Below are 24,733 nucleotides of genomic sequence, written 5' to 3' on the forward strand. Positions count from 1 at the left end.
AAATGGTTTACCGCTGCCTAATCAAATTGCGCGCGCAGCTTCTTCCAGGCGGGTGAACAGATTTTTCGGCAGTGCGAAGTCGCCGATCAGAAATTGCAAATCGGTGATTTTGTTTTTGGGGGTGACGGCGTAAGCCTCGCACACAATATTGGCTTGAAAGAGCAGTTGCCCGAGTTCGCTTACCTGCTTTCCTGGCGCTATATCGACTTGTTCCTGCAAGGCAATGCACAGGTCATCCGGCAATTGCCAGTCTTGCGCAATTTGACTGCTCAACTGAGTGGCCCCTTCGCGCAAGGCCGGAACAAACGCCTGCGGCCCTGGCGAGGAGTCGGCACTGAGCTTGTACTGTTTGCACAGTTCACTGAATAAAGTGATTTTGCCGATATCGTGCACCAGTCCCAGCATGTACGCCTTAAACCGCTCTTGCCTGCGCGCGTGGCCGATGATTTCACAGGCAATCGCGGTATTGAGCGAATGCGCCCAGAGGCGTTGGCCGGTTTGGGAAAAATAGGGCGATTCACGCTGGATGATAGGCTGCATTACCGCCGCAGAAAGTACTGAGCGCAAACCCTCAATGCCCAGTTTGACGATAGCGCGTTCGATATCGCCGATATAACCTCCGGTCGGGTTGAAATACACGCTATTGGCCAGTTTTAAAACCGCCGCGCTCATCACCGGATCTTTGTTCACTATCTCCACATAGTCCTTCACCGAACTGTCGGGATCGCGCAGGCTGCGCAGCAGCTTGGGGATCACCGTCGGCAGGCGCGGTACCGCGTTCAGGCGATACTCTTTCTTGCCCAGAGCATGCATGACGGAGTCGATGGCCTGTCTTTGTTGTGCGGTCAAAGGTTCACTGTGATTGCCCGTGAAAAGAAACTGAAAAAAACGCTCCTCGCTTTCCGCGCGGCTCAAATTGCTGGACTCTTCAATAAGGGGCGAGACTAACTCCAAAGCCTCAAGGGTAGCTTCATGAGGCGCTTGGGCAACCTTGCCTCGTTTGCCGAGCATTGAGCGCAAAAAAGAAGAGACAGCCATAAATCCAGTCCGTGTCGAAGGGGCCCGCCCGAGCGGGCGATGACTAACCAAGTTCTATGAACAACTATAGTACGGAACGGAAGCGAGCAAGGACGAAGCAGAGACAGCGGAGTCTGGCGGAGAAGAGAGTGCTGGACACACGAGGAGCCGATAGGCTCTCAAAGACCTGAGCGCGCGGCGTGTTTTGCGCGGATAAATTCACCGTGGCCGAGATGGATCAGATCAGCGACCTTGCGAATGATGTATTCCTCGTATTTGTCTAGATCGCCATCGGCATAGGCAATGCGCCACATATGGACGATCAAATCGAATTTTTCTTCCAAGCTGCAGTACTGGTTCACCAGCTGGGTGAAGCTGTACATGGAGGTGGATTCGGAGCATTCGTGTTGCGCCATTGTCACCAGCTCGTCTAATTCGGCTTCTGGCACTTGGAATTCGCGGTGCAATATGGCTTTAACTGAGGCGAGCTCTTCGCTATCGAACTCGCTGTCGATCACAGCAACTTCAATTAACAGAGCGGCACAGGCTAAGCGCTTTTTATTTTCGTCCAGAGGATGGGATGGGGCGTCTTGAAGTTGCGTTTGGAAAAAGTCGCGAATGCGCGCGAGCATGGTACCTCCGGGGGACGAGACGTCTTCGTATGGTGGAGTTTTCGCGGTACTGCAATCGATAATCGTGATGATTGATGAAACAGCGTCCTTGCTGTTCTGCGCTTCCTGCCGATGAGTCTTTTCAATCAGCGATTGAAATTGCTCAGGTATTTTTCCAGATTGATCTGATCTGCCACAAAGCCGCGGATGCCTTGAGCCAGTTTTTCAGTGGCCATAGCATCGTCGTTCAAGGTCAGACGGAACTGAGCTTCATTTTCTTTGATTTTTTCGATAGCAGCGCCTGTATTGGCGGGGCTCAGAGCGCGTTCGAGCTTACCGCTGTCTGCTTCCAGTTCGCCCAACAATTGCGGGCTGATGGTCAGACGGTCACAACCGGCCAGGGCTTCGATTTCGCCGGTGTTACGGAAGCTTGCGCCCATAACAACGGTTTTGTAGCCGTGTTGCTTGTAGTAGTTGTAGATGCGGGTAACAGACTGTACGCCTGGATCTTCAAAAGGCGTGTACTCTTTTTTGTCGGTATTGGCTTTGTACCAGTCGAGAATGCGGCCGACGAAAGGCGAGATCAGGAATACCCCTGCGTCCGCACAGGCTGCGGCCTGGTTGAAGCTGAACAGCAGAGTCAGGTTGCAGTTGATGCCTTCTTTTTCCAGTTGTTCGGCCGCGCGGATACCTTCCCAGGTGGAGGCAACTTTGATCAGCACGCGATCTTTGCTAATGCCAGCTGCTTCGTAGAGTTCGATCAAGTGATGCGCTTTGGCGATAGAAGCTTGGGTATCGAAGGACAGGCGCGCGTCAACTTCAGTGGACACCTTGCCGGGCACGATTTTCAGAATTTCACAGCCGATCGCAACGGCCAGTTTGTCGGCTGCGGCGGCGATGGAGGAAGTGCTGCCCAAAGCTTCTTGCACAAGCGGCGCGTACTGGGGCATTTGTGCGGCTTTAAACAGCAGGGAAGGGTTGGTTGTTGCGTCGAGCGGTTTATAACGACGGATAGCCTCGATGTCGCCAGTGTCGGCTACAACGTCGGAATAGGATTTCAATTGTTCAAGTTTGTTGGTCATAGCACCCCCTGTATAAAGCCGGTCATTATCCGCCCGGCAGAGTTCTCTAGACAAGTCGGCTTCCCGCAGAGTTCATATACTTTTGTGCTTCGTGCAGCAGGCTCGCGGGCGCTCCGGCGCGCGTTGCGTTTTCGCTGAGAAAACGGCGGAAGTATTTTCCGCCGGGCTGGCCGGCGTAGAGACCGAGAATATGCCTCGTCATATGATTCAACCTCGCACCCTGGCGAATCTGGTTCTCACAATAAGGAATAAATGCTTCCAAAACCTGGTCACGGGTCAGCGACTCGGCATTTTCGCCATAGATCTCTCTATCCACATCGGCCAATACAAACGGATTGTGATAAGCCTCGCGGCCCAGCATTACGCCATCCACGTGTTCTAAAAGGTCGTGACAGGTGGTCAAGTTGGTAATGCCGCCGTTGATCACAATGGTGAGATGGGGAAAACGCTGTTTCAGGGCAAAAACCCGGTCGTACAGCAGCGGTGGAATTTCACGGTTTTCTTTCGGGCTTAATCCCTGCAGCCAGGCTTTGCGGGCGTGCACGATAAAAACATTGCAGCCGGTTTGGGCAATGATACTGACGAAGTGGTGAAGGTGTTCTTCGCTGTCGTGATCATCCACCCCGGTGCGGTGTTTGACGGTCACCGGTATGTTCACGGCTTCCCGCATAGCGGCGATACAGTCGGCTACGGTCTGTGGCTCCGTCATCAAACAGGCACCGATGCGGCCTTCCTGTACGCGGTCGCTGGGGCAGCCGCAGTTGAGGTTTACCTCGTCGTAGCCGTAGTCCTCCGCAATGCGCGCGCATTCCGCCAGGGCTTTAGGATCGTTGCCGCCGAGTTGTAGGGCGACAGGTTGCTCTTCCGGATTAAAGCGCAAAAAGCGGTCCCGGTCGCCGCGCAGAATCGCACCGGTGGTCACCATCTCGGTGTACAAACGGGCTCGCTTGGATAACAGCCGCCAGAAATAGCGGCAGTGACGGTCACTCCAATCCATCATGGGGGCGAGACAAAAACGCCAGTCGCGCTCGTGCATGGAAAACCTCAGGCAAAAATCGGCCGCATAGCTTATGCGGGTCGCGAGGCGATAGGAAGTTCTGTTAGACAGGCGATGCGGATTCATAGGTTTTCCGGCTGCATGCGTATAAAATGCCTGGCTTTCGCATAGCCAACGGGGATTAGGCGATGATTCGAGTAGTAAATAAGCAGTGGCTAGGTTTCGTATGGGTGCTGGCGGTTTTGCTGCTGAGCGCCTGCGCATCCACGCCCAAAAGCGCTCAGGATGGCGAACCCATTGAACCGCCTAAGGATCCTTGGGAAGGATTCAATCGCAAAATGTTTGCGTTCAACGATACCCTCGACCGTTTTTTTCTCAAACCCGTCGCACAGGGCTACCGCTTCGTCACGCCAGATCCGGTTGAAACCGGGGTTTCAAATTTTTTCAGCAACCTCGGCGAAGTCTCCAATGTGGTGAATAACATGCTGCAGTGGAAGTGGCGCAAGGTCGGTAACAGCACCGGGCGTCTATTGCTGAATACCACCGTGGGTTTTGGCGGATTGTTTGATGTGGCTCGCTACGCAGGTTTGCCAAAGCAGGATCCCGAGTCCTTTGGCCAGACGCTTTCTTATTGGGGGGTAAGCAGTGGCCCTTACGTGATTCTTCCTTTCCTTGGTCCTTCTACCATGACTGACACAGTGGCATCGCCGGTCGATTGGTATCTGGACCCATTCAGCTATGTGGATGACAACACCGTCCTCTATGGCACCAAAGCTCTGGATATTCTGCAGTCTCGCGCTGCCTTGCTCGATGCCGAAAAGTTGATTTCCGGTGATAAATACGTATTTATCCGCGAAGCCTACCTGCAGCGGCGCGAATATCTGGTACAGGATGGCCAAGTCCAAGATGATTTCGGCGGAGAACTGGAAGATTTCGACGATTTTTAATCCAAGTATGCATAACATAATGGCGCCGTCCTTGCTGGCGGCACCTGCGCAAAAATGCCCACAAAATTTCCCGTTCAGCGCAGCGGTTGCACAGTACTCATATACGGGTTAGTGTTTAGGTTAGTGTTTTTTCGCTCCAGCAAATTACTTTCTAATAATTAATCCAAAAAAGCGGGTGAGAGATGACTGAGCGGGGCCGCCAGCTTCTGGTAATCGACGACGATAGTCTGGTCCGTCAAAGCATAGTGGCCTATCTGGAAGATAGCGGATTCAGGGTTCATGAAGAGTCCGACGGTCACTCCGGTATTGCTTGGTTTCGTAAAAATAAACCCGATCTTGTTCTGACTGATCTGCGTATGCCGGATCTCGATGGTTTGTCATTGATGCGAGCCGTCAAACAAATTGATCCCGACACACCCGTGATAGTGATTTCTGGACTGGGAATGGTGTCGGATGTAGTGGAAGCGCTGCGTTTAGGCGCGGCGGATTATTTGATAAAACCTCTCGTCGACATGGAAGTGTTAACACATTCGATCAACAAGGCCTTATCCGTACTGGATCTGCAGCGCGAGAATCAGCGATATCGCCGCGATCTGGAAAAAGCCAACCGCGAAATGCGTGAATACGTGCGGGTTCTGGAGCGCGATCAACAGGCGGGGCGGCAAGTGCAAATTAACCTGTTACCACCAACGCCCGTGCAATACGGCAATATCACAGTCGCGCACAAAATTGTCCCCTCTTTGTATTTAAGCGGCGATTTTATTGATTACGGTTTGATAAATAACCGGTATTTGTCCTTTTATCTCACGGATATCTCGGGTCATGGCGCTTCATCCGCCTTTGTGACCGTCTGGCTAAAACAGCTCGTTAGGCGCATCATTCGCGAACGCCGCGTTTTTCAACCGCAGGATGACTTCCAAATTGATGCGGCGGAATGGCTGTCGATGATCAACCAGGAACTGATGCGCTCCAAATTCGGCTGCCATCTGACCTGTTTTGTCGGCATTCTTGATACCGAAACCCGGGAAATGCGTTACGTGTTGGGAGGCCATCTCCCGCTGCCGGTTCTGGTGGTCGATGGAGAGGCGACGTTCCTGCCGGGTAAAGGCAAGCCGGTGGGGATTTTTAAAGATGCAACCTGGGAAGTGTTTCATGCCACGCTGCCCGAGAAGTTTTCGTTAACGGTGTTTTCGGACGGCATTCTGGAAGTGCTGCCGCCCCTCGATTTAATAGGCAAGGAACAGTGCCTGCTAGACTTGATGAAAAACAGCCCCGGTGATTTGGAAGGCATCTGGTCGGGCTTGGGACTCGATAAGATACGAGACATGCCCGACGACATAGCCGTCCTCACCCTTAAGGCAGGTGATGTAACATGAGTTCCGGTCACATTTACGTCGCGGAACACGACGGAACCTACGTGATTAAGTTGGTGGGCGATGTCCGCCTCACGCTTTGTATTTCGTTCGACCAGTTCATCTCCACCATGTTTGGCGAGGAGAACTTTAAAACTGTGGTGTTCGATTTGCGCGAAGCAGAAGGCATCGACAGTACCACTCTTGGTCTGATGGCGAAGATTTCCATCGGTTCGCGCGATCTCGGCCACGGCAATCCTATAGTGGTCGCATCAAACCCAAGCATTCAGCGTCTTCTGATCTCGATGGGATTTGAAGATATCTTCGAATTGGTTTCAGACACAGATCTGCCCTTTAGCGGTACGCAGCCGCTGCCGGAGAATCTGGAAGACGAAGCTGCCATAAAAGCGAAAGTCCTCGAAGCTCATCAGATTTTGATGGACCTAAACCAGCCCAATAAAGTCAAATTCCACGAGCTAGTGGAAACCCTCCGGGGCAAATACTAATTCCACAACTATTTCCACATAAGCGATGTTGGCGTGACAAAACAAAAAGTTGGCCAATCTATAAGAGGCTGTTTATGGCGTTGGGATCGTTGATCATTTCTTGGCGAGCTGGATTGGTGAATTTTTGCAACGGCGTTGCCGCAAAGCTCCGTTCTGCACTGGTTCTTGTGGCGGTTCTGATTCTTAGCGGCTGCGCGAGCACGGTCAGTACTCGGGTGAATACCTTCAGGACGCCGGGCGATATGCCGGCGAGCGGGTCAGTGACCGTTCAGGCCAGTGACCCGCAAATCAATCGCTCCCTGGAATTCGCCTGGTATCGGGGGCAAGTCGAAACAGCCTTGGCAAATCTCGGTTACACCATAACGTCTGATCCACAGGCGGCGGAATTTGTCGCGTTTTTGGATTACGGTGTTGAGCCGGTTGAAGCCGGTCGCCGCGGTCCCTTGTTTACCACGGGCTGGGGGTTTGGTCGGTCGCGTTATTTCGGCACCAATGTCGTGTTTGTCGATGACGACCGCCGGCAAGAATTCCTCCGCCACGTTCAGCTGGTCATCGAGCGCAACGAACCAAACGGAGAGCGGGTATATGAAGTCTCCGGCGCCAGCCAGGGTCGTTGCGGGGTGATGTCCGTGGTGTTCGACGAGATGCTCGCTGCCATGCTCAAAGAGTTTCCTTCAGCCAACGCTTCGGTAAAAACCATTTCCGTCAAGGGTGACGCGCGCTGCTAGAGGGCGCGTCATCTAGTCTTATTCTCAATCCTAGACACTCATCACCATTCCTAGATCATATTTGTAAGAGCATTGGTCGGGCGGTTGTTTTAACCATGTTCTAGAAATAGAGTGTGGCCCCAAACTCGCTTGGACCAACTTGTGCAACGACTGACGCAGCTTATTTTTTTCATATTCAGTTTACGCACCGCGATGTTGCTGGTGGCCGTATGGCTGCTGGTCAGCGACCGTTTACCTGCTGCTTTTTTGCACGCCCAGGATCAGATCCAAACCCATATCTTTCGTTTGGGCCTGGCGATGAGCGAACTGCCGACGCCGAAAACCCAACTTACCGTTATCCATGTCCCTGATGAAGAATATGACCACTGGTTAGTGGATCTGTCGGGCTCAGTGCAGCTGGAGCAGTTGATCGATAAAAAGGACGAATCCGCCATTTTGGGATTGGTGTTGGAGCGCCCGCTGCCGCTGGCGCAGCCAGCGGCAGAAGAGTTGTTAGGCGAGATTCAACGGGGACGGAAGGCCCGCGACGTTCACTATACGGATGTGCAGGATTTGCTTGCCCGGCGAGAGAAACTACTGACCGCTTTGACTGCGCCGAGTACAGTTCTCGGGCTTATGGATCAAAGCTCGCACGAGCATGGAATCGTGGTGGAAGATGGATTTACCCGGTATCCACAGGCGTTGCGCGATTGGCTTTGGCCGTGGCCAGCTCCTTTGCCGGAGACGGTAATCAGCCCCGAGCTTCAATATTTTCCTATCGATAGCGCACCCAGCCCATCCAGACGCTTGGCTTCATTGGAAGATGACCAGGTTGTACCTATGTTTCCTTTGCAGTTTTGGGCCGCAAGTCAACACCTTCCGCCACCTGAGAGCGGGCCAGAGCAGGTCTTGAGCTGGCGGCGCGATCGGGGATTCGCCTTTGGCATTGAGGAAATTGCTACCTCCGTCAAAGCGGAAATCACCCCACTTTACGGTGCTTTTTCCGGAATTCGCGCCTCGATGCGGCAAGTGGCCCTCAGTGCTGTGTTGGGGGGTGAAAAACTGACCGGATGGATACTGGTGGGGCGAGACAGCAGCCCTGTATTAGAGCAGTCTGCCCAGATGATCGCTTCCTTGGGAGATGGGGCCTTTCTGGTAGAACCTGTATGGTGGCCAGTTGTACAAAAAGCGCTGATGGTGGGAGCAGCGGTTTTTCTGGTTCTGCTTGTCCCTCTCTGGTCCTTGAAATGGGGCATCGGCATTTCCGCAACTGCATTGTTGGCGCTGGCGGGAGGGCAGTTGGTCGGGCAATCGCTGTTCGGTTATTGGTTGCCCTGCGGCGATGTTTGGCTGTTTATCGCGGTTGGTTTGCCGGTGATGTTGCTCTGGCGCTTAAAGAAAAAATTGTGGCTTAACCTGTTTGAACGAGCCGATGCGGCCAGCCGAGCACTTGCCTCCATCGCCTTAGCGGAAGGTAGGTTAGAGGACACCTGGAGGCATCTGCGCCCTTGCCGCAGTACTCCCGAGACGCTCGACGCCCTGTATCAACTTGGACAGCGCTATGAATTGATCGGGGATTTCGCCAATGCCTTAAGGGTATTCAAACATCTGCGTCGACGCCGTTGGCGCTACCGCGACGTGTCGGTGCAAATCAAACGACTGCGCGCCTGCCTGAGCTATCAACAAATACACGATCAGCCGTCACATGAAGAGGGATTTACTGACGATGCAGCAAGGGTCTCCGCCGCCGGTTGATGCCAACGACGGAGTCCGGACTTACTCGTCCTGCGGTTTGTGCAGTTGGATGGGATCTCGTTTTTTGCGCAGGCGCAAATTGAGCATTTCGACTCCCAGAGAAAACGCCATCGCGAAGTAGATATAACCCTTCGGAACATGGACGTCGAAACCTTCGACCATCAGCGTCAGACCGACCATCACCAGGAATGACAGGGCGAGTATCTTCACAGTGGGGTGAGATTCCACAAAGTCGCCGATCGGCCGAGCGGCAAATAGCATAACCCCGACCGCCAGCACTATGGCGATTGCCATCACCATCACGTCGTCTGCCAAGCCCACGGCTGTGATCACCGAATCCAGCGAAAAGACGATATCTAAAATCGCAATCTGCACCAGAATCATCAGCATGTTGGATGCCCCGATAGGGCGTTCTGACTCTTCAGCGCCTTCAAGGCTGTTGTGGATCTCATGGGTCGCTTTGGCCAGCAGGAACAAACCCCCGCCGATCAAAATGATATCGCGCCCGGAAATCTCCTCTCCCAGCACAGTAAACCAGGGGTCCGTCAGGCCCATCACCCATGCCAGCGAAAACAGCAGGGCGAGGCGGGTGAGCATGGCGAGCGCCAAACCCAGTCGGCGCGCCACATTGCGCTGGCGCGCGGGCAGACGTCCGACCAGGATGGAGATAAAGATGATGTTGTCGATGCCGAGAACGATCTCCAGCGCGGTTAGCGTCGCCAAAGCAATCCAGGCTTCCGGGTTGCTAAGCCATTCGAACATAACGAACTCCTAATTGTGTTTTAGTTATGGCATTTCATCGAGTTGCTGACGCAGCTCTTCGGCGCTGGGGCGCAATTGTGACAAGCCTTTGCGAATTCTCCGTTCGCCGAGCAGCAGAACTATAGGCGCAGCGATAAAGATAGACGAACTGGTGCCGACGACTATACCGAAGAGCATAGGCAGGGCGAAGCTCGCCACTGCATCACCACCGGCAATCGCCATGGGTGAAATGGCGAGGAAAGTTGTGACCGAGGTGAAGATGGTGCGCGTCAGGGTCGACGTAATGCTCTCGTTCAACACTTCCGCCAAGGGTTTATCGGGAGACTGTCGCAGAAACTCCCTCATGCGGTCGAAGACGACCACCTTGTCGTTCACCGAGTAACCAATCAGCGCGAGCAATGCCGCGACCGCAGTCAGATTAAACTCCACGCCCGCCAGCACAAAGAAGCCAATGGTTTTGGTCATGTCCAAGGCCAGGGTGAGGGTTGCTCCGATTGCAAAATGAGATTCAAAACGAATCCATAGGTAAACCAGCATGCCGAGGCCGGCGATCACTATGGCGAGAATCGTCGCATCGCTGAAGTTGCCGCTGACTTTCGGGCCAACGACTTCGACGCGGGGAAATTCCGCATCCGGGCTGACGCTTCGCACTGCAGTTTTCAGATCTTCCACGGGCGCGCCACTGGCGACTTGTTCGGCACTCTGGCTGGGTAGGCGAATCAAATAGCTACCGGTTTCGCCAAACTCCTGAATCGCCGCACTGGCGAAATTCTGCTGGCGCAAACTATCGCGCAAGGTTTCCACTGAAGTACCTGGAGCGCGAACTTCGATAACACTGCCGCCGGTAAAGTCGATGCCGTAATTCATGCCGGGTGCGACAAACAAAATCGCCGAGGCAACCGATAAGACGATGGATACGGCGAGGCCGATATAGCGCCCGCGCATAAAGTTGATGGTGCGGTTGCTCAGTCTATCCAGAGCCTTGATGGTCGAGATATTCAGCGTATCGCCGGACAGTTTGCGAACGCGCCATTCCATCAGCAAACGCGTTACCGCAATCGCTGTGAACATGGAGATGATCAATCCCACCGCCATAGTGACCGCAAATCCCCGCACCGGGCCGCTGCCAAACAGGAATAACAAGCTGATAGCGATCAGCGACGTGATATTGGAATCGAGAATGGTGCTGTAAGCGCGTTTGAAACCGGCGTCGAGCGCCGCATAGGCAGAATTGCCATTAAGGGATTCTTCGCGGATGCGTTCGTTGATCAGGATGTTCGCATCCACCGCCATGCCGATACTCAGGATAAAACCGGCAATGCCCGGCAGGGTCAGGGTCGCGCCGAACAGGGTCAGAATGCCGAACACCAGGCCGATGTTGATGGCCAATCCGGTGCAGGCAATCAACCCCCAACGGCCGTAGATCACCACCATAAACACGAACACCAGCAGCGCGCCTATGACGCCGGTAGTGATGCCCATGGAGATGGAGTCGCTGCCCAGGTCTGGCCCGACGGTGCGTTCTTCAATCACTTTGAGAGGGGCGGGCAGGGCACCGGCGCGCAATAGAAGCGCGAGATCATTGGCGCTGGCGGAGGTGAAGTTGCCGCTGATTTCGCCGCTGCCGCCGGTAATGGCACTGCGGATCACCGGCGCGGTGATGACCTTGCCGTCTAGCACTATGGCAAACGGGCGGCCGATATTTTTGGTGGTGATGTCGGCAAACCGGCGCGCGCCTTCACTGTCGAGGCGGAAGTTGACCACGGGCTCGCGCGTATCCGGATGAAAACCGAGCTGGGCGTCGCTGATATGCCGGCCTTCCAATGCTACGCGCGCTTCCAGCTGGTAACGCTCGTTAGGTCCGTCGCCGGGCACTGTGATAACGCGGGTTTGCCCTTGTGAGCTGCCGTCCGCCACCAGATGGAACGTCATTTTGGCGGTGGTGCCGAGCAACTGGCGGATATAGGCGGGATCATCCACCCCGGGTAACTGGACCAACACCCCGTCCTCACCCTGGCGGGTGATGGTCGGGTCGACCAAACCAGTCTCATTCAGGCGGCGGCGTACCACCTCAAGGCTGCGCTCCACTGCATCCTTGCGGACGGACTCGGAAAATTCTTTGCTGGCGCTGATGCTCAGGGATTGTGAGCTCACTTCCACCCGATAACCGCGCGTGCCGTTGGCGAGACCTTCCAAAAGCGGACGGATGGCCTCGCGCACCTTCTCCAGATCGGCTGGATTGGTGGGGGTGATATGGATTTCACCGCGTCTGACTTCCGGTCGGCTGTGAAAAATGCGCAGCTCACGCAATTTGGCACTGATCTGGTCGGCGAGATCCTGATTCTTTTCCGCCAGCAGGTTTTGTGTATCCACCTCCATCAACAGGTGAGAGCCGCCGCGCAGGTCGAGGCCGAGGGTCAGAGTATTACTGGAATACCAGGAAGGCAGTTTTTGCAAAACATGTTCGGGCAATACATTGGGCAGTGCACTGAGCAGGCCCAACAGAATAAAAAAGCTGTACACCACAGCTCGAGTGGAAAGAGAGCGCATGAATAACCTCGTGTTGTTATGCGCGAACAGCACATCAAAAAGCATCGGGTGCAGGCGATGGGTTCGCTGAGCCGCTAGCGGCGGTAAATGTGGAAGTGGTGGAGGTTAGGCGACGGGAGGAGCGCGGGGGACTTGAGGTTGGTGGCCTCTGGAAGGAGTCAGTTGAGCCTGATCGGGCCAATCGATAAGGCCGATATTGAGAGTTGAGTCATAACTCCAGAAGGGCGAAACGCAGAGCTGTGGTGGGTCCAGATCGGTGGATGAGTCGTCCAGATGGCGCCAGCGGTGATCGGTCTCGCGGTTGACGTCCTTCGGATACGCCTTGAAGGCAGGCAACGGAATTTCCGCACCTGCGCGCGGAGTGGCTTGCAATGACAGGCCGTGACGAGAAGAAGTATTGTGTCCCGCTAACAAGGTCCCGCACAGCGCCAGCAGCAGTGCAAACGCACCACTGACGGACCAGCAGGAGAAAAACTTGGACGCGCGCGACATAAACAGGCCAGCTATGGAATCCCGGTAAGGTGGGGGCTGGCGGTCTCAGAGTCAATAGAACTGGGCGAATATATTTCCCGGAACAGCAAATCTGCGTAGGATTCACCCTTTTTTGGCCTTTCCCGACATGAACTCCTCCATCGACGTTATTGCCGAAGATCCTGCCACCCAAGAGGCCGCGAGCCGGTGCGCCAAGGCTTTGAATATCCCGCTCAATATTGTGAGTGAAGATGCGCACTATCGAATTCACTTTCACTCGGAAGGTGTTTTTTTGGAAGCGGCAGACAACCGCAAGCATGGGCGTATTCAGGTGGATTTTTGCGCGGGCGGCGCGGCGCACAGGCGTTTATACGGCGGTGGTAAAGGCCAAATGATCGCCAAGGCGGTCGGCATAACGGCGCAAATAAAACCTCAGGTTTTTGATGCGACCGCTGGTTTGGGTGGTGATGCTTTTGTGCTGGCGTGCCTAGGTTGCCCGGTCACCATGATGGAGCGCTCACCCGTAGCCTATGCGCTTTTGGAAGACGGGTTGCGCCGCGCTGGCCGGTTTGCCGCAGAACAGGATGAGGAATTGGCGGCAGTTCTCCAGCGTATGCAATTATTTCCGGGTGACAGCATTGCCTATCTGGAATCTCAGGATGATCCGGTAGCAGACGTGATTTATTTGGATCCCATGTTTCCTGAGCGGCAAAAATCCGCAGCAGTGAAAAAAGAAATGCAGGCCTTTCACGAGGTGATAGGTCAGGATCGGGATGATGAGCGCCTGCTGCAGGCCGCTCTCAAGCGGGCGATCTATCGGGTGGTGGTCAAACGTCCCCGCCATGCTCCACCGATCGGTGGGCAAAAGCCACATTACACCCTGGAAGGCAAATCCTCTCGTTACGACATCTACGCGTTGCGCTCTCTTACCCGCGCCTCATAAAAAAGGCCCGCAGCGCGGGCCAAACTTCCGAGGAGGGTTTGAACGCAAGGAAATCAGATGCCGGTATAGGCGGGAGCGGGGTGCTCGACCGTGATATCGACGCGACGCTCTTGCCGGTAGGCTTCAAAATCGCCTTTGGCCGCGCTGGAAAAACGATTGCCGTGGCCGGTATAGGTGATGCGATTGCTCTCGATTCCGGAATTTTCCAAAGCTTCTTTCACTGCCTTGGCGCGCTCTTGCGATAACACGTTGTTGTATTCGTCAGTGCCGCGCGGATCCGCATGGCCGTCCAGGGTAACGCGTAATTCCGGGTGGGCGCGCAAATGGTCGGCAAGCTGTTTTACGCGCTGCAGATCCAATTCACTCAATGTGTCATCGCCACTGGCAAACAAGATCTGGAATGTCATAGTCGCGGTGGCGAGTTCTTCCAATTCTCCAGCTCGTGCGCGCTCTTCTTGCAACAAGGCTTGCAGTTTTACTTGATCTTCAGTCGCCCGCTGCAGTGCCAACTCATTCTGATTGGCCTGGCGACTTTGGTCGGCGAGAAACGCGCCACTCAGCGCTCCAACCAAAAATCCAATCGGCCCTGCTGCTACGGTTCCGGCGATGGTAAGACCAGTAAACGTAGCGCCTTCCAATGCGGCTTGTTGATTTGGGGTTCGTGCAGCGTGGGCATTGAGGCTAATGGCTGAGGCGAGGATAAGACCGGAAATGGTGAATAGGTTTTTCATTGGGAAGCTCCTGTAATGCCTGCTCAAGCAGCGGCGTGTTCAAAGTTGGGTTTAAATGGCGGTTGCGTAACGCATCCGTTGTGATCATTAAACCGAGGGAACAGGACGCACCTGGGGATCAAACAGGGCTAGCTGCGGAACAATTGTGGCGAAAGGTGGCAAGTCAGAGGAAAGTGGCGAGTGCAAACAAAAGCGCCTGCAGGCAGAGCCGGCAGGCGTTTAATAAACCATGAGAAAGGCAGTTATCAGCGTGAGGTTGCAAACAGCGCAAAGACCAGCACCACCAAGGCTACCAAGGTGATACCTATGGAATAGCGCCGCATACGAACCCCGTCCATTTCAGACCGATCGACAATCACGGAAATGCTGTTTTCATTTCCGGTCTCGTCAGTTTTAAAGACCAGTTCCGTCCTGCCTATCTGGATCTTGTCGTTGTGCACCAGATAGGCCCGGTTTTTCGCGATGCCGTTGATCAAAATGCCATTTTTCGCGTGGGTTGCGGTGAGCAAATAGCCATCGGCGGTTTTGGTCAAACGGGCGTGATCGTTGGAAATGGTTTTGTCGTTAATGCAGATCTCGGCGTGAGGGTCGCGACCTATCTGCCAGCTGGTTACTGGTTTGGCCGCGTGCAGTTCGAACAACTTGCCGCGCAGTGGCGCTGTCATGACGATCAGGCGCGGGCCGGAACCGACGTTGAGATCCTGATCCAGCCGGCTGCGCTCGATAAACCGGTCCAGCTGCGCCGCCGACAACATCTGAGTTCGGTCATTGACGTCGGGTGATTCGGCTTCCGCCAGGGAAGTTGCGTAAGCAGGCTGTGGTTCCGCCACCGTTTTCTGCGGCCGCAGGTCTTCTATAACTGCGGTAGGTGCCGGGGTGGAATTCAATAATTCATCCACACTGCTGATATCCAGACGGCCGAGTTCAGGCTCTTGCCGACTGCTAACCAATGAAGGACGCAGGGGTTTTGGCGGAATAACCGGTCGGCTAGGGACAGGTTGCAGATGGCTGTCCAAGGCCCCATGGCGCCGCGGCGACAGGAGCGTATCCGTTGTACTGACGGAATCATTAGATGTCAGACGAAAACTGATGTCGTCAAATGCCACTTCGTCACCGACACTCAAGCGAATTCGGCCTTTGATTTTCTGCCCGTTGACGAAAGTACCATTGGTGGAGTGCAGATCTTCGATATACACCCCGTTGGGAGACACATTGATTTTGGCGTGATAACGGGAAACATGGCCGGACTTGAGCGTAATTGCGCAATCCGCTTCCCGTCCAACCAGCATTTCCCCTTGCAAAATATATTCTTCGCCATCGGCTAGCGCCCGGAGAACAAAAGCCTGGCTTCTTCGTTTGATCAGCGTTGCATCTTCCATAGCCATAGTCTCTATTGTTCCTTATGAGTTGTTATTTGGCGGCGTTATGTAGTCTCAATTCCAGTGAAGAACCCATTCCGTGAATATCGAACTACCCGTGCCTGAGCTAATTGTGCAAACGGTTGTAAATTTTTTCGGCAATGTAACCGAAGAAAATTCACACTATTGTACTGCAAATGCACAGGTATGCTGCAAAACCCGCCATTGCCGATGCCTATTCCGCCGACGCGTTGGCAAATCGCGGTCTTGGGCTCAGGGAAGCAAGATTTGGACCTGTAACCGGGTGATCAGTTCGACAGAATGAATTGTAGGCATTCATACGCTTCGTAGCGAAGCGTATGAATTTAGAGTGTTTTTCGACGAAGTTGCGGCTCGAGTGCCTTAGAAGGGACGTTGTTTCTGTTGCTCTTCGGATTCTTCCTCCGGCGGTTCATCGACCACCAGCTTGAGTTCACCAAAGCTGACTTTTTCTGCGGCTTGTTCTCCCGCCGGGGCTGCAGGGCTTTCCCCTTGAGCCAATTTGATGCGCAGGCGGAGGTTGTTGGGGGAGTCGGCGTTGGCGATGGCGTTGTCGTAGCTGACCTTGCCCTCCATAAAGAGTTTGAACAGGGCTCCGTCGAAGGTTTGCATGCCCAGATTTTCCGACTTTTCCATAATCTCTTTGATTTCGGTAAGGCGGTTTTTCAGGATCAACTCCTGAATCGTCTTGGTGCCGAGCAACACTTCCACCGCCGCACAGCGTTTGCCATCAACGGTAGGCACAAGCCTCTGAGAGACAATGCCGCGCATATTCTGTGAAAGTCCCATCAACAGCTGCGGGCGTTTTTCGTCCGGGAAGAGGTTGATGATGCGCTCAAGTGCTTGGTTAGCGTTGTTGGCGTGCAGGGTAGAGATGGCGAGGTGGCCGGTTTCAGCAAATTCCAGCGCGTGTTCCATGGTTTCCCGATCGCGGATCTCACCGATCAGAATTACGTCCGGCGCCTGGCGCAGGGTGTTTTTCAGCGCATTCTTGAATGAGCGGGTGTCCACGCCGACTTCGCGCTGGTTGATGATGCTTTTCTTGTGTTTGTGGACGTACTCCACTGGGTCTTCGATGGTGATGATGTGACCGCCCGAGGTGCTGTTGCGGTGGTCAATCAAGGCGGCAAGAGAGGTGGATTTGCCCGAACCGGTTCCGCCGACGAAGAGGATCAGACCGCGTTTGTTCATCACTAGGTCTTTCAATACTTCAGGAAGGCCGAGGTTTTCGAATTTGGGGATTTCGGTGTTGATATTGCGCGCAACAATGGCGACTTCGTTGCGCTGCTTAAAGATATTGATACGGAAGCGCCCTACGCCCTGGATGGTGATCGCCAGGTTCATTTCCAGTTCTTTGGCGAAGATTTCGCGCTGCTCGCCATCCATGATTTCCATGGCGATCTGCTCGATCTGCCCAGGTTTGTAGGGCTCTTGCGTCAGGGGCTTGAGCACTCCCTGGAATTTGGCACAGGGCGGCGCGCCAGTGCTGAGGTAGAGGTCGGAGCCGTCTTTTTTGGCAAGAATATTCAAATACTGATCGATGGGTGTGCCCATGGCATTTCATCCTTCCTACTGCGTGGGGAGCCTCGGGAACGGCCAATCGGTCCCGAACAGTTTTGAGTATAGAAGGGGATTTTTGAGATTCCCGTGACGGCGGAGGGAGAGGATGAGTGGTCGGTTTTTTTCATCAATGGCAAAACGACAAACCTGAAAAATAGCAACCGTTGGTGCACGCACGGAAGTTACCTGAAATTTAGCGGCTTATAGTGGGCTTCCTTTCATCTCAGGGGCCAGGGATATGCGCAGATTCGTTTGGCAAGTCGGGTTGATGTTATTGGTGATGGTTGTATTGCCATACGCCTATGCGGACGATGGCAAAGTTCGTCTTCAGATTGTGGATGCGCAAACCCAACGGCCTGTGTCAGGTGCAAAGGTGACTGTGATTCCGCGCCAAGGCGCAACGCAAAACCTTAACGCGGCAGATAACGGCCAAGCCCATTCGGAAGGTTTAATTCCCGGCCTCTATGAAATTCTGATCAGCCGCCCCGGCTATCAAACGGCGCGCTTGCCAAGTGTGCGGGTGGTGGACGGCAAAACCACCAGTTTGCGGGTGGACCTATTCGTCCAGCGGCAGAACGTCGAAGAGGTGGTGGTTCTGGGCACGGCCATAGGCGCAGATTTGCTGAGTTCGGTGGGCACGAGTTTGGTGGATCGGGAGCAACTGCGCAGTGCGGCTGGAAGCGGTGGCGATGTACTGCGGGCGTTGGACGGTCTGCCTGGGGTGTTTTCCGATGGGGAGTTCACAAGCTTTACCGTGCGTGGCGCGGGGCCGCGGGACAATCTGGTCTTGGTCGATGGGATTCCTTTCGAGAAGCTCGTGCACTTCGCCGAGACCTTTGGCAATGAGGAGGAAGTCGAGGGCGGTGGCCGCTATTCCGTATTTGCCCCCAATGTCATCGGCTCGGCGGAATTCCAACCCGGCGGCTGGAGTTCGGCATACGGCGGCAAGGCGGGCTCGCTGCTCAAGTTGGAGGTGGCTGAAGGCAATCCGGACAGCGCGTCCTATTCCGCGCGGTTGGATTTGGCTGGTATAGAACTGGGTTATGACGGGCCGAGTCGCTTCCATGACGATACGTCCTTGTTGCTGTCAGCGCGTACCTACAACTTTGGTCCGTTGTTTGAGGCCATAGGGCTCGAAGATGAAGGCACTCCTAAATTGACCGACGTGATCCTCAAAACATCGACGCAAGTGTCGTCACAGGACAAGGTCCAGTTTCTCGCCATTTACGCCCCCGAGGAGGACACTCGCGATATGGACAATGTACTCGCGTCCGATGAAGACGAACCGGGCAATTTCACCGACGTGGAACTCTCGCGCAATAAGTCGGACAACTCGCTCCTGGGACTCACTTGGTCGCGTCTTATAGGTCGAAATTCTGAATTGGTTAACCAAATTTATTTTCGCAATTTCGATGCGCGAACTCGCCTCGGGGAGGCTTATCCGGATCAGGTTCCTTTGGATACTCCTGCTGACCAAATTCCCGCGCGGGAAAATCTGCTCAATATCCGCGCGGAGGAGCAGGAGGCTGGCTGGCAACTGGATTTTTTCACCGACAATGCGCTCGGTCGCCTGTCTACAGGCTGGCGAATTACGCAATTGGATTTGCATTACCAGAGCGATCTTTCGGAAAACTGGATTATCTACACCTACGATAGCGACGACTTCCGCCCCGATCCCGAACAGCGCTATATAGAACTTACGCCTGAATCACTGAATAGTTTTTATAAACAATCTGAAGTGAATTACACGCTTTATATGGATCAGGAATTTTCCGTCAGTGATTGGAGTTTTCGCACCGGCGTCCGTTATGACCGCGATAATTTTTCGCAGGAAAATTTGTGGTCTCCCAGAATCGGTGCCACTTGGTTGGCAACCAATAATCTGCGCATTACCGCCACCCTCGGTCGCTATTACCAGGCGCCGCGCATAGAAGATCGCGCAGCGGATGACACAAATAATGGCTTGGAAAATGAGGTGGTGGACCAGTTCGGCATTGGCTTCGTCTATCGCATCAACGACACCTTGAATCTTTTCGTCGAACCCTATTATCAGGAGCTCAGCAATCTGGTGACGGAAGGTGATCGGGTTAATCAAACCTATAGCAACAGCGGCGATGGCAGATCTTATGGCGTAGATACCGCGCTCACGCGGCAGTTCAACAATGGCTGGTCCGCCGATTTCAAATATTCCTACAACCACGCCCGAACCCGCGATCGCGTCGGCGAACCTTATGAATTCGCCGAATACAACCGGCCTCACGCTGTGAGCATCGGCGGCGTTTGGGAAATCAATCAGCGCTGGAAATTATCCGCGCGCTGGAAATGGGCATCCGGCAAACCCCGAGATGACTATGTGATTTATGAAAATGTTTTGGGCGATGGAGAGCCACTGCGTTATTCACGGGAAACCGTCGCGAAAAATACCGGACGTTACAGCAGCTACAGCTCCCTGAATTTTCGCGCGGACTACCGCCGCAGCATCGGCCGCGTCGATTTGATTGCCTTTATCGACGTCATCAACCTCCTAGAGGCTGAAAATCCCAGCAGCGCGGAATTTAATGAGCGCTCGGGTAAGAATGAAGTAGAGGAGGGCGAGGCTTTTCCACTGGTGGGATTGCGGTTTGAGTGGTAGTGGTCTTTATTCTAAGGTGGCTTCGAGTCAGAGGCCCACCAACTATATCCGGGATCGCTACGAGTACGTCCATGTAAGCTCCCTCACCGCCGTCCTTGGCGGTGAGGGTCCCGGATACAGTTGCTAGACCTCTTTTGAACGTGCGGATCTTCGGCTTAACGTCTTTGTTCGCTCGGGTTCTCTTTGTGATCTCGCGAAATAAAGATTCAGTATTCTGCTGAAAATACAAAATCTTAATATCTAATGAGTCCGAGTTCTTCCAAGCGAATCGCCATGGCTCCTACCGAAACTCTAAATTGTACGGCCAACGATTTAAAATGATTGGAATGGTAATGCGTCGCTCCTGCTACCAATTGCGCTAATTGTTTTTTGTTTTGGATTTTCTTTCGCAACTCATCAATATTTGAGAAGCCCAAGCCAAATGCTACGTCTTCGTTAATATTTAAGTGCTCTGTTCGGAATTTCTGTTTGAAGACTTTTTTCACTAAGTTTTCCGGCATTAGAAAATACGCGGCAAACTTATCTGCGGCCCATTCAATATGATCTCGAGAGAGCTTAGACCCATCAGCGGGTCGATCTCGATGCATACGGCCTATTGAGTCGCCATGCAGAAAGATATGGCCGAGTTCATGCGCTGCCGTAAAAAGTTGCTGCTGTGCAGTGAATTGTTCAGAAACGTAAACTGTTTTTTTATCGTTATCCAAATATCCAGCGATCTCCGCAATATCGTTGTCTCTGATTAAAGGTCCAAATCCTGACACAAACTCCAATGAAAAACCTTTTATTAACATAGCGTGCGCAGGGCTCAATAATTCAATCGGGTCTTCCGGTGGACTGCCATCCCAAAGCTCATTTTTATGATTCCATATGTCGATTTGAATTTGCCGAGCAATAGTTTGAATTTGTTGATCGGTGTACTTTCGGGGTGCCTTTATTGATGTACGTTCCGGGGCATTCTTAGTCGCACTAAGCTTATTGAAGCTCTCATCTGGCGTCATTAATACCGCTCGGTCATTGGAAGAAACTCTCGAAGCTCCTTCAAAATTTCCATCGCCATTTAAGTGCGCATACTGGTTTTGTAGCCGCTCACGGCTCGCGTGGACTTGTTCTGGAGTGGCTAGTCTGGATTGTATAGGTGAGGCTGTTGGCTTATTGAGGGTTGGTGCGCGCGCTCCCTCTAGTTCTTCCATAAATGCATACGGGTTACACAAAGCCAGTCGGGCAGCAGAGAGTTGGTCATCTGTGTATGAGCTCATTCAATACCTCCATGCCGATTAAGGCTCTGAACCGTTCAATATTTGAGCATCCCCCAATCGTAACATTTATTAGTGATTGGTCAATTCTTAATCGATTTGGATTTCTTGGCGCAGGTACGGATAAGCGCCATGTACGCTGTCATGGATCTTTAGGCTTGAGGAGGGAAATCCTCGTTGGTATGGGAGACACCAATGAGGTGAGCGCATGGTATGAGGTGGGTGAATGGGCAGATTGCGGCGCTCAAAGCGCCGCAATCTTCTCTGCCTGTTCTTCCAATTTACTGAGTTTTTCCTTCGCGTCCGCCAATTTGTCGCGTTCTTTCTGCACAACATCTATCGGCGCTTTATCGGCAAAGGCGGGGTTGTCGAGTTTGGCTTGTACGCGCTCGATTTCTTTTTGCAGTTTGTCCTGCTCTTTGGCGAGGCGGGCAAGTTCGGCGGATTTGTCGATCAGGCCGGCCATTGGGACCATGACTTGCAGTTTGCCCACCAGCGCAGTTGCACTCAGAGGTGCTGCGTCGCCGGGGTTAAGCCAGGTGATGGATTCCAAGCCTGCAAGTTTGGACAGGAACTGGCGGTTTTCTTCCAGAACGCGTTTGTCGTCTTCGCTGCCGTCTGCCAGATACAAAGGCAGTTTTTTCGCCGGTCCGATATTCATCTCACCGCGAATATTGCGCACCGCGACGATTACGCCCTTCAGCCATTCGATGTCCTTGATTGCGGCGGCGTCCAGCTTGGATGCATCGGCGGTTGGGTAGGACTGCAGCATCAAGCTGGGGCCTTGAGCACCTGCCAAAGGTTTTACGCGTTGCCAGATTTCTTCCGTGATAAACGGCATCAGCGGATGGGTCAGGCGCAGGATGGTTTCCAGCACTCGTACCAGAGTGCGGCGGGTACCGCGTTGCAGGGCAGCGCTGGCGTTTTCGTCCCACAGGACGGGTTTGGACAGCTCTATGTACCAGTCGCAGTAATCTTTCCAGATAAAGTCATAAATCAGCTGGCTGACCAGATCCAGACGGTAAGTCGCGAAGCCTTCTTCCACGGCTTTTTCGGTTTCCTGCAAGCGGCTGATGATCCAGCGATCGGCCAAGCTCAGTTCGTAGTCGCTGTTGCCGTCGGCACCGCAGTCGTGATTTTCGCAGTTGCTCAGAACGTAATTCGACGCGTTCCACAGCTTGTTGCAGAAGTTGCGATAGCCCTCAACCCGGCCCATATCGAAATTGATATCCCGCCCGGTAGTGGCGAGGGAGTAGAAGGTGTAGCGCAGTGCATCGGTACCGTAGGCGGCTATGCCGTCCGGGAATTCCTTGCGGGTGGCCTTTTCGATTTTGGGCGCGTCTTTGGGATTCATCAGGCCGGTGGTACGTTTTTGCACCAGGGTTTCCAGGTCGATACCGTCGACGATGTCCAGCGGGTCGAGCACGTTGCCCTTGGACTTACTCATCTTCTGCCCTTGGCTGTCGCGCACCAGACCGTGGACGTAGACGGTCTTGAAGGGGATTTGGCTGTTGCCGTTTTCATCTTTCACCAAGTGCATGGTCATCATGATCATGCGGGCAACCCAGAAGAAGATGATGTCGAAGCCGGTGACCAGCAGGTCGGTCGGATGGAATTTTTTCAGATATTCCGTTTGTTCCGGCCAGCCGAGAGTGGAGAAGGTCCACAGCCCGGAGCTGAACCAGGTATCCAGAACGTCTTCGTCTTGCGTCAGAACTACATCCGCCGCTATGCCGTATTTGCTGCGCACTTCGGCTTCATTGCGACCGACATAGACTTTGCCTGCGGCGTCATACCAAGCGGGAATGCGATGTCCCCACCAAAGCTGACGGGAGATACACCAGTCCTGAATGTCGCGCATCCAGGCGAAGTACATGTTTTCGTACTGCTTGGGCACAAACTGGATACGACCGTCTTCAACCGCTGCAATGGCGGGTTCGGCGAGGGGTTTAGTGCTGACGTACCACTGATCGGTCAGCCAGGGTTCGATGACCACACCGCTGCGGTCACCGCGCGGCACTTTCAGCGCGTGATCGGCGATTTTGTCCATCAAGCCTGCAGCTTCCAGATCGGCAACGATTTGTTTGCGCGCTTCATAACGGTCCAGCCCGGCGTAGGCGGCGGGCAGGGTGGTGTCCTCATTGGAATTAACGGAACCGTCGAAGTTGAAAACCTGCGCATGGGCCAGAACGGCGGCGTTTTTGTCCAGCACGTTGATCAGCGGCAGGTTGTGGCGCTTGCCGACTTCGTAGTCGTTGAAGTCGTGGGCCGGTGTGATTTTCACGCAGCCGGTACCGAATTCCATGTCGACGTAATCGTCGGCAATCACCGGAATGCGGCGGCCGACCAGGGGGAGTTCGACAAATTTGCCGATCAGGGATTTATAGCGCTCGTCCTCGGGGTGAACCGCCACAGCGGAGTCGCCCAGCATGGTTTCGGGGCGGGTGGTGGCGACAACCAAATAGTCCAAACCTTCAGCGGTTTTGGCGCAGTCCGCCAGCGGATAGCGCATATGCCAGAGAGAACCTTTTTCATCGCGGTTCTCCACTTCCAGGTCGGAGATGGCGGTGTGCAGTTTGGGGTCCCAGTTCACCAGCCGCTTGCCGCGGTAGATCAGGCCGTCGTCATACAGGCGGACAAAAGCTTCGAGAACCGCTTTGGACAGACCTTCGTCCATGGTGAAACGCTCGCGGCTCCAATCGAGCGAAGAACCCAAACGGCGCAACTGACGGCTGATATTGCCGCCGGATTCTGCTTTCCATTCCCAAACCTTTTTCAGAAATTCTTCCCGGCCCAGGTCGTGGCGGGTGATGCCCTTGGCTGCCAACTGCCGCTCCACCACCATTTGGGTGGCGATGCCCGCGTGGTCGGTACCCATCTGCCACAAGGTGTCGCACCCCTTCATGCGGTGGTAGCGAATCATGGCGTCCATCACGGCATTGTTGAACCCATGGCCCATGTGCAGGCTGCCGGTGACGTTCGGTGGCGGGATCATGATGCAATAGGGAGAGCCTTCGCCTTTGGGCGCGAAGTAGCCGTTCTCTTCCCAGGTTTTGTACCAATGTTGTTCGATGGAGGCGGGTTGGTAGGTTTTTTCCATTGAATCGGAGCCTGTAGCAATTAATTAACTAGAGCCGTAACAGTGCGTTCGGGGATCAAGAAGATGGGTACCTCCGCAATTGCGGAGGGAGAAAGGGACGCATTATACATGGCACAGGATGGCCCGCCAGAATGCGGGTTACTGGGATAACCCGCTTATTTCATTGCGGGTAAGAAAATAAACCGCTGTTATACCGCCTTCGCTGGTTGTCTCGCTGTAATAGGCGATGGTGCCAAAGGCTTGTTTGGACACCAGATGGCTTTGCGGAAATGCCTGAATAAACGCGTGCTGTGCATCGGCGCCCTGATGGTGGATGCTGAAACGGTACGACATTCCGTCTGTTCGACATCAGTGCCAACC

General features: G+C 53.9%; 20 protein-coding genes. 7 read left to right on the plus strand and 13 right to left on the minus strand.

The genetic code is table 11. The annotated features are described in order from the left end of the window. Nucleotides 1-21: 21 nt before the first annotated feature. The 4 genes from DWB84_RS02700 to dusA form a co-directional block, all read right to left on the minus strand. Nucleotides 22-1,038, minus strand: a complete 1,017-nt coding sequence (locus tag DWB84_RS02700) for an HDOD domain-containing protein (protein WP_255428789.1) — start codon at nucleotides 1,036-1,038, stop codon at nucleotides 22-24. Nucleotides 1,039-1,196: 158 nt separating this feature from the next. After that, nucleotides 1,197-1,649, minus strand: coding sequence for a TerB family tellurite resistance protein (locus tag DWB84_RS02705; RefSeq protein WP_187408208.1), 453 nt, complete (start codon nucleotides 1,647-1,649; stop codon nucleotides 1,197-1,199). A 125-nt stretch (nucleotides 1,650-1,774) separates the two neighbouring features. After that, on the minus strand, nucleotides 1,775-2,710 hold the full coding sequence (tal, locus tag DWB84_RS02710) for a transaldolase (protein ID WP_187408209.1): 936 nt from the start codon (nucleotides 2,708-2,710) through the stop codon (nucleotides 1,775-1,777). A gap of 46 nt (nucleotides 2,711-2,756) precedes the next feature. Continuing rightward, entirely contained in the window at nucleotides 2,757-3,746 is a 990-nt protein-coding gene (gene dusA / locus DWB84_RS02715) for a tRNA dihydrouridine(20/20a) synthase DusA (RefSeq protein ID WP_187408926.1), read from the minus strand. Between the two features lie 149 nt (nucleotides 3,747-3,895). Between dusA and DWB84_RS02720 the strand changes: the two genes are divergently transcribed. The 5 genes from DWB84_RS02720 (at nucleotide 3,896) to DWB84_RS02740 (ending at nucleotide 8,974) form a co-directional block, all read left to right on the plus strand. Continuing rightward, nucleotides 3,896-4,654, plus strand: a complete 759-nt coding sequence (locus DWB84_RS02720; protein WP_187408210.1) for a VacJ family lipoprotein — start codon at nucleotides 3,896-3,898, stop codon at nucleotides 4,652-4,654. Nucleotides 4,655-4,836: 182 nt separating this feature from the next. Beyond that, nucleotides 4,837-6,030 (plus strand): response regulator, encoded by a 1,194-nt coding sequence (locus tag DWB84_RS02725; RefSeq protein ID WP_187408211.1) that lies wholly within the window; start codon nucleotides 4,837-4,839, stop codon nucleotides 6,028-6,030. Then, nucleotides 6,027-6,512, plus strand: coding sequence for an STAS domain-containing protein (locus DWB84_RS02730; protein ID WP_187408212.1), 486 nt, complete (start codon nucleotides 6,027-6,029; stop codon nucleotides 6,510-6,512). Before DWB84_RS02725 ends, DWB84_RS02730 begins: the two co-directional genes overlap by 4 nt. A gap of 74 nt (nucleotides 6,513-6,586) precedes the next feature. Further along, nucleotides 6,587-7,240, plus strand: coding sequence for a hypothetical protein (locus tag DWB84_RS02735; RefSeq protein ID WP_187408213.1), 654 nt, complete (start codon nucleotides 6,587-6,589; stop codon nucleotides 7,238-7,240). A 141-nt stretch (nucleotides 7,241-7,381) separates the two neighbouring features. Beyond that, the gene (locus DWB84_RS02740; protein WP_187408214.1) at nucleotides 7,382-8,974 is read left to right on the plus strand and encodes a hypothetical protein; all 1,593 of its coding nucleotides are present in this window, start codon (nucleotides 7,382-7,384) and stop codon (nucleotides 8,972-8,974) included. 21 nt (nucleotides 8,975-8,995) lie between these two features. On the opposite strand, the gene DWB84_RS02745 is transcribed toward DWB84_RS02740, so the two are convergent. The 3 genes from DWB84_RS02745 to DWB84_RS02755 all read right to left on the minus strand — a co-directional run bounded on the left by DWB84_RS02745 (nucleotide 8,996) and on the right by DWB84_RS02755 (nucleotide 12,778). Next, nucleotides 8,996-9,736, minus strand: coding sequence for a TerC family protein (locus DWB84_RS02745; RefSeq protein WP_187408215.1), 741 nt, complete (start codon nucleotides 9,734-9,736; stop codon nucleotides 8,996-8,998). A gap of 24 nt (nucleotides 9,737-9,760) precedes the next feature. Further along, nucleotides 9,761-12,286: a protein translocase subunit SecD gene (secD, locus tag DWB84_RS02750; RefSeq protein WP_187408216.1), complete on the minus strand. Its 2,526-nt coding sequence runs from the start codon at nucleotides 12,284-12,286 to the stop codon at nucleotides 9,761-9,763. Between the two features lie 105 nt (nucleotides 12,287-12,391). After that, the gene (locus DWB84_RS02755; protein ID WP_187408217.1) at nucleotides 12,392-12,778 is read right to left on the minus strand and encodes a hypothetical protein; all 387 of its coding nucleotides are present in this window, start codon (nucleotides 12,776-12,778) and stop codon (nucleotides 12,392-12,394) included. Nucleotides 12,779-12,905: 127 nt separating this feature from the next. Here DWB84_RS02755 and DWB84_RS02760 point away from each other — a divergent pair, with 127 nt between their 5' ends. Then, nucleotides 12,906-13,700: a class I SAM-dependent methyltransferase gene (locus DWB84_RS02760; protein WP_187408218.1), complete on the plus strand. Its 795-nt coding sequence runs from the start codon at nucleotides 12,906-12,908 to the stop codon at nucleotides 13,698-13,700. Nucleotides 13,701-13,753: 53 nt separating this feature from the next. On the opposite strand, the gene DWB84_RS02765 is transcribed toward DWB84_RS02760, so the two are convergent. The 3 genes from DWB84_RS02765 to DWB84_RS02775 form a co-directional block, all read right to left on the minus strand. Then, the gene (locus DWB84_RS02765; RefSeq protein WP_187408219.1) at nucleotides 13,754-14,431 is read right to left on the minus strand and encodes an OmpA family protein; all 678 of its coding nucleotides are present in this window, start codon (nucleotides 14,429-14,431) and stop codon (nucleotides 13,754-13,756) included. Between the two features lie 245 nt (nucleotides 14,432-14,676). Beyond that, nucleotides 14,677-15,816 (minus strand): FHA domain-containing protein, encoded by a 1,140-nt coding sequence (locus DWB84_RS02770; protein ID WP_187408220.1) that lies wholly within the window; start codon nucleotides 15,814-15,816, stop codon nucleotides 14,677-14,679. Nucleotides 15,817-16,191: 375 nt separating this feature from the next. Beyond that, nucleotides 16,192-17,382: a PilT/PilU family type 4a pilus ATPase gene (locus DWB84_RS02775; protein WP_187408221.1), complete on the minus strand. Its 1,191-nt coding sequence runs from the start codon at nucleotides 17,380-17,382 to the stop codon at nucleotides 16,192-16,194. 244 nt (nucleotides 17,383-17,626) lie between these two features. Here DWB84_RS02775 and DWB84_RS02780 point away from each other — a divergent pair, with 244 nt between their 5' ends. Continuing rightward, nucleotides 17,627-20,020, plus strand: coding sequence for a TonB-dependent receptor (locus DWB84_RS02780; RefSeq protein WP_187408222.1), 2,394 nt, complete (start codon nucleotides 17,627-17,629; stop codon nucleotides 20,018-20,020). A 233-nt stretch (nucleotides 20,021-20,253) separates the two neighbouring features. Here the strand turns inward: DWB84_RS02780 and DWB84_RS02785 are convergent, their stop codons facing one another. From DWB84_RS02785 to DWB84_RS02795, 3 genes are all read right to left on the minus strand, one after another. After that, entirely contained in the window at nucleotides 20,254-21,276 is a 1,023-nt protein-coding gene (locus tag DWB84_RS02785) for an ImmA/IrrE family metallo-endopeptidase (protein ID WP_187408223.1), read from the minus strand. A gap of 241 nt (nucleotides 21,277-21,517) precedes the next feature. Then, nucleotides 21,518-24,373 (minus strand): valine--tRNA ligase, encoded by a 2,856-nt coding sequence (locus tag DWB84_RS02790; RefSeq protein ID WP_187408224.1) that lies wholly within the window; start codon nucleotides 24,371-24,373, stop codon nucleotides 21,518-21,520. Nucleotides 24,374-24,511: 138 nt separating this feature from the next. Next, nucleotides 24,512-24,706, minus strand: coding sequence for a hypothetical protein (locus tag DWB84_RS02795; RefSeq protein WP_187408225.1), 195 nt, complete (start codon nucleotides 24,704-24,706; stop codon nucleotides 24,512-24,514). Nucleotides 24,707-24,733 lie beyond the last annotated feature (27 nt).

This window comes from Saccharophagus sp. K07, from assembly GCF_014336955.1.
Taxonomy (GTDB): domain Bacteria; phylum Pseudomonadota; class Gammaproteobacteria; order Pseudomonadales; family Cellvibrionaceae; genus UBA5868.

Bases quoted from the DNA above. Each gene is read 5' to 3' on its own strand.
- DWB84_RS02700 (WP_255428789.1), bottom strand. From the start codon at position 1,038: ATGGCTGTCTCTTCTTTTTTGCGCTCAATGCTCGGCAAACGAGGCAAG.
- DWB84_RS02705 (WP_187408208.1), bottom strand. From the start codon at position 1,649: ATGCTCGCGCGCATTCGCGACTTTTTCCAAACGCAACTTCAAGACGCC.
- tal (WP_187408209.1), bottom strand. From the start codon at position 2,710: ATGACCAACAAACTTGAACAATTGAAATCCTATTCCGACGTTGTAGCC.
- dusA (WP_187408926.1), bottom strand. From the start codon at position 3,746: ATGCACGAGCGCGACTGGCGTTTTTGTCTCGCCCCCATGATGGATTGG.
- DWB84_RS02720 (WP_187408210.1), top strand. From the start codon at position 3,896: ATGATTCGAGTAGTAAATAAGCAGTGGCTAGGTTTCGTATGGGTGCTG.
- DWB84_RS02725 (WP_187408211.1), top strand. From the start codon at position 4,837: ATGACTGAGCGGGGCCGCCAGCTTCTGGTAATCGACGACGATAGTCTG.
- DWB84_RS02730 (WP_187408212.1), top strand. From the start codon at position 6,027: ATGAGTTCCGGTCACATTTACGTCGCGGAACACGACGGAACCTACGTG.
- DWB84_RS02735 (WP_187408213.1), top strand. From the start codon at position 6,587: ATGGCGTTGGGATCGTTGATCATTTCTTGGCGAGCTGGATTGGTGAAT.
- DWB84_RS02745 (WP_187408215.1), bottom strand. From the start codon at position 9,736: ATGTTCGAATGGCTTAGCAACCCGGAAGCCTGGATTGCTTTGGCGACG.
- secD (WP_187408216.1), bottom strand. From the start codon at position 12,286: ATGCGCTCTCTTTCCACTCGAGCTGTGGTGTACAGCTTTTTTATTCTG.
- DWB84_RS02755 (WP_187408217.1), bottom strand. From the start codon at position 12,778: ATGTCGCGCGCGTCCAAGTTTTTCTCCTGCTGGTCCGTCAGTGGTGCG.
- DWB84_RS02760 (WP_187408218.1), top strand. From the start codon at position 12,906: ATGAACTCCTCCATCGACGTTATTGCCGAAGATCCTGCCACCCAAGAG.
- DWB84_RS02765 (WP_187408219.1), bottom strand. From the start codon at position 14,431: ATGAAAAACCTATTCACCATTTCCGGTCTTATCCTCGCCTCAGCCATT.
- DWB84_RS02770 (WP_187408220.1), bottom strand. From the start codon at position 15,816: ATGGCTATGGAAGATGCAACGCTGATCAAACGAAGAAGCCAGGCTTTT.
- DWB84_RS02775 (WP_187408221.1), bottom strand. From the start codon at position 17,382: ATGGGCACACCCATCGATCAGTATTTGAATATTCTTGCCAAAAAAGAC.
- DWB84_RS02780 (WP_187408222.1), top strand. From the start codon at position 17,627: ATGCGCAGATTCGTTTGGCAAGTCGGGTTGATGTTATTGGTGATGGTT.
- DWB84_RS02785 (WP_187408223.1), bottom strand. From the start codon at position 21,276: ATGAGCTCATACACAGATGACCAACTCTCTGCTGCCCGACTGGCTTTG.
- DWB84_RS02790 (WP_187408224.1), bottom strand. From the start codon at position 24,373: ATGGAAAAAACCTACCAACCCGCCTCCATCGAACAACATTGGTACAAA.
- DWB84_RS02795 (WP_187408225.1), bottom strand. From the start codon at position 24,706: ATGTCGTACCGTTTCAGCATCCACCATCAGGGCGCCGATGCACAGCAC.